Annotated in this window: 5 protein-coding genes; all 5 read left to right on the top strand. The window is 44.3% G+C overall.

What is annotated here, in order from left to right:
* Positions 1-118 precede the first annotated feature (118 nt).
* Complete coding sequence (locus LC574_RS32080; RefSeq protein WP_229457646.1) at positions 119-577, top strand: DUF1392 domain-containing protein; 459 nt, start codon at positions 119-121, stop codon at positions 575-577.
* A 21-nt stretch (positions 578-598) separates the two neighbouring features.
* Positions 599-1,396 (top strand): BRO family protein, encoded by a 798-nt coding sequence (locus LC574_RS32075; RefSeq protein ID WP_229457645.1) that lies wholly within the window; start codon positions 599-601, stop codon positions 1,394-1,396.
* A gap of 26 nt (positions 1,397-1,422) precedes the next feature.
* Positions 1,423-1,701 carry a hypothetical protein gene (locus LC574_RS32070; protein ID WP_229457644.1) on the top strand — a complete coding sequence of 93 codons (279 nt, stop codon included), beginning with the start codon at positions 1,423-1,425 and terminating at the stop codon, positions 1,699-1,701.
* Between the two features lie 70 nt (positions 1,702-1,771).
* Complete coding sequence (locus LC574_RS32065) at positions 1,772-2,404, top strand: alpha-ketoglutarate-dependent dioxygenase AlkB (RefSeq protein ID WP_229457643.1); 633 nt, start codon at positions 1,772-1,774, stop codon at positions 2,402-2,404.
* Positions 2,405-2,490: 86 nt separating this feature from the next.
* Positions 2,491-3,399: a DUF3854 domain-containing protein gene (locus tag LC574_RS32060; RefSeq protein WP_306422187.1), complete on the top strand. Its 909-nt coding sequence runs from the start codon at positions 2,491-2,493 to the stop codon at positions 3,397-3,399.
* The last annotated feature ends 33 nt before the right edge of the window (positions 3,400-3,432 follow it).

The following is a 3,432-nucleotide window of genomic DNA, read 5'->3' as shown; positions in this document are numbered from 1 at the left end:
ATCACCAAATCAAAAGCAAAGACTTAAAACGATTTCTTCAGAATCCACCTGAACGTATTAAGAACCGCATTGCTGCCATTGATAAAGACGCTATCGAATATTTAGTGGGGAAACTCGTATGATTGACCACATTAACGCGCTTCAAACAATCTGGTATATCTCGCCACCTTGGAGACAAACAATTCCACCTGTTGAGGTCAATTTATTGGAGAGAGTATACCTCCGAACCACGAGAACTTTTGGCTACTGTTGCGGTATTCAGTGGAAGCATGAGTGCTGGATTTATTCAATTGATTGCCGTAATGAAATACTCCACGCTACACAAAACCAAATCATCGGAACTGGAGAATTAGAAGCCATCACTATGCAAAAACCTGCTTTTGTTCTAGGCGAAAGAGTAATCCTCTGTTCTCACGATAAGGGAACAAAACAACGGCTGATTTTGGGGATTGCGCTGGTGCATAATTCTTGGTTTTACCTTGTTGAATTGATGTCACCAACGTTAATTAAGACACCAACTATATCGAATCGTTTCTCATTAGTTGGTGAAAAAAGCTTAGTGCGGGTAAATGTTTAAGCAGTTTTGAAGGAGACGATTATGATATCTAACTTGATAAGTCACCAAAGCAATCATAACAGCAGCCCGTTTAACACAATTCGTCACCTAGATGACAACGGCAATGAACACTGGCTAGCTAGAGAGTTGATGGAACTGCTTGGTTATAAAAAGTGGGAGCGTTTTGTAGATACTATCGACCGAGCCAAAATTGGTTGTCAAAATACTGGCTCCTCAGTACAAAATCACTTTACCGAGGCTGGGCTTTATACAAGAAATGTACCCAGTGACTATCGCCTTTCTCGCTATGCCTGTTATTTGGTAGCAATGAACGGAGATCCACGAAAACCAGAAATAGCAGCAGCCCAAAGTTATTTCGCTATCAAAACCCACCAAGCAGAAACTTTTCAAAACTACCAACCCAAAACAACCATTGCTCACGAAGCCGCACAGTTAGCAATGATGTTGGGGGAATTTGCCGGATTAGAAAAATCTCTCACCGCGCAGTTAGCAGTTAATGCCGCCACCAAAGTTAACCCCGCACTCAAACCCGCAGCAGATGAACTCAAGATTGCGATCGCTCAAACAAATGTTGCAGAGGACGCATTTCTCAACCCAACACAAATCGGTGAGGTAGTGGGAATGTCTGCACGGGCTGTTAACCACTGTTTACTAAATTCAGGACTGCAATACAGAACTGATGACAAGAAAATTCCCTATCGTCCTACTGAATCAGGTAAGCAATGGGGGCGGATGGTTCCCGCAGTCGCCAAATCTTCAAACCAAACTGTTTTTCAACTGCGGTGGTTGCCCGAAATAGTAAAAGTCATTTCTCAATAATTCCCTACCTAACTCAACCTTTCGTTATGAACACTCTACGAAAAACCTTGGCAGAAAAATACGGTCTAGTTGCTGATATTATGCACGACGATTATTTTTTTGTTCAGTTACCAGAAAACGAAGATCATTCACTCAAGTTTTTAGAGAGTAATTTACCAGAATGTATTCGGGTTGAACTTGCAGAATGTTTCGCTGGTAGTGTGATTGCAGCTTGGGAAGTCCCGTTATTTTTACTCCCTCAAGTTTTACAGCAAGCCCATAATTTTGTTCTTGAGTATTGGGAACAGGTATCTCAAGAAACATGAAGTATTTTTGTCCAACCAAAACTAACAGCAATTCCCCCAGTCAGACGTTCTTTAGTTAGATAAAACTACCATGCAACAACTCAACTTATTTACTGAATCCGCACCAGTCTTACCAGTCAGTTATTACCCCGATTTCTTGAGTCTTGAACAAGCAAACGAACTCTACCAACACTGCTTGAAACTGGAGTGGCAACAAAATCAAATCAGGATTGCGGGTAAAACAATGCCCGTCCCTCGTCTGGAGTGCATTTATGGTGATGCCGAATGTGATTACCTTTACTCCAATAGTGTATTTTTGAAACCCCTGACTTGGACAGATGCTCTGTCTAAGTTACGAGATAGGATCACCGCTTTGACTGGCTACAAATTCCGCATAGTCATCGGCAATCAATACCGCAGTGGCACTGACTCAATCGGCTGGCACTCCGACAATGAAACATCGATGGGATTTAACCCAGCGATCGCATCAGTCAGCTTGGGTTCATGTCGCAAATTCCAAATCAAACCGAGAGATGGCAAACCCACTGACTTCTGGCTGGAACACGGCAGCTTGCTTGTGATGCACCCTGGTTGTCAGTCTACACATCTGCATCAAGTTCCCAAGACTAACAAAGTCGTTAGCACACGAATCAATCTCACATTCAGACCACACATACCGGGGGACAGAGATAACACTCTAGCTGGCTTAGTGACTACTTCATAGCCAGCACAAGCTCTCACAAAAAGTTGAACCGGCGGCACAGACTCAAGTGCCGCACCCTGCACCATGCGTCAAAAAACAGAGGGAATATGCGTATAATCGAATCTGATTCTCAAGCTCTACACTTACAGGAATGGCTCAACAGTTGCGTTGACGAAGAAATCTTTCATCTGAATGCGCGATCGCTCTACGGCATAACACCTTACGAATATCTGCTCTACAGTCCCAAAATCTCTCGTCGCAATGATGGACGATTACGAGACAGAGACTTGAAAAAATACCAGCACATCGAACTAGGCGGCTGGTGGTGTTCTGGCGTTGACCCGCTCAACAACTACGTCCTGATGATGTGGGGCTGTTTCAAACCCGACCACCCCCGAAGAGATCGCCAGAAAATTCACAAATTGATCAAGTACGAACACCCATACAGAGAAGAGACACGCGCCTTCTTCCTCCTAGTACCGAATCGCATCTGGGTAAAAGTTTCCCTACGTTGCGGTATCCCTATCACTGAAGAAGATTTACAACATCCTGGGGGCTTCTGGCATTGGGTTTGGAGGCATAATGTGCCAGTGACAATTGTCGAAGGAGTCAAGAAAGCAGGGGCGTTACTAACTGCTGGTTATGCTGCGATCGCTATCCCCGGTGTTAACGCTGGATACCGCACCCCACAAGATGAGTACGGTACTGCCACTTGTGTTGAGCGGAGTCGAAACATTGGTAAACCCTCTCTGATTCCCGACTTGAAACATTTCGCAACACAGGGGAGACAGGTTAACATCTGCTTTGACCAGGACAATAAACCTGAGACAGTCCAACGAGTCAGAACCGCTATCAGTCGCATGGGACGGCTGCTGGTAAATGAGGGCTGTTCGCTGCGGGTGATTGATTTACCGTTAGGGGCAGCAATACCTTCGCCAAAAATAAATAGGGCGTTCTGTAGTAAAGTTGTTGTTTACCACAACGACAACTTCCAGTCTACAGAACGCCCATGCTAGATATAGTAACACTTCTTTTAAGTTTAGAAGTTG

It is taken from the genome of Nostoc sp. CHAB 5715 (assembly GCF_020829685.1).
Taxonomy (GTDB): Bacteria; Cyanobacteriota; Cyanobacteriia; order Cyanobacteriales; family Nostocaceae; genus Nostoc.
This window is presented reverse-complemented; position numbering and strand designations above follow the sequence as displayed.

Excerpts from the sequence above, each read along its gene's own strand:
- LC574_RS32060 (WP_306422187.1), top strand. The coding sequence starts at position 2,491 with ATGCGTATAATCGAATCTGATTCTCAAGCTCTACACTTACAGGAATGG.
- LC574_RS32065 (WP_229457643.1), top strand. The coding sequence starts at position 1,772 with ATGCAACAACTCAACTTATTTACTGAATCCGCACCAGTCTTACCAGTC.
- LC574_RS32070 (WP_229457644.1), top strand. The coding sequence starts at position 1,423 with ATGAACACTCTACGAAAAACCTTGGCAGAAAAATACGGTCTAGTTGCT.
- LC574_RS32075 (WP_229457645.1), top strand. The coding sequence starts at position 599 with ATGATATCTAACTTGATAAGTCACCAAAGCAATCATAACAGCAGCCCG.
- LC574_RS32080 (WP_229457646.1), top strand. The coding sequence starts at position 119 with ATGATTGACCACATTAACGCGCTTCAAACAATCTGGTATATCTCGCCA.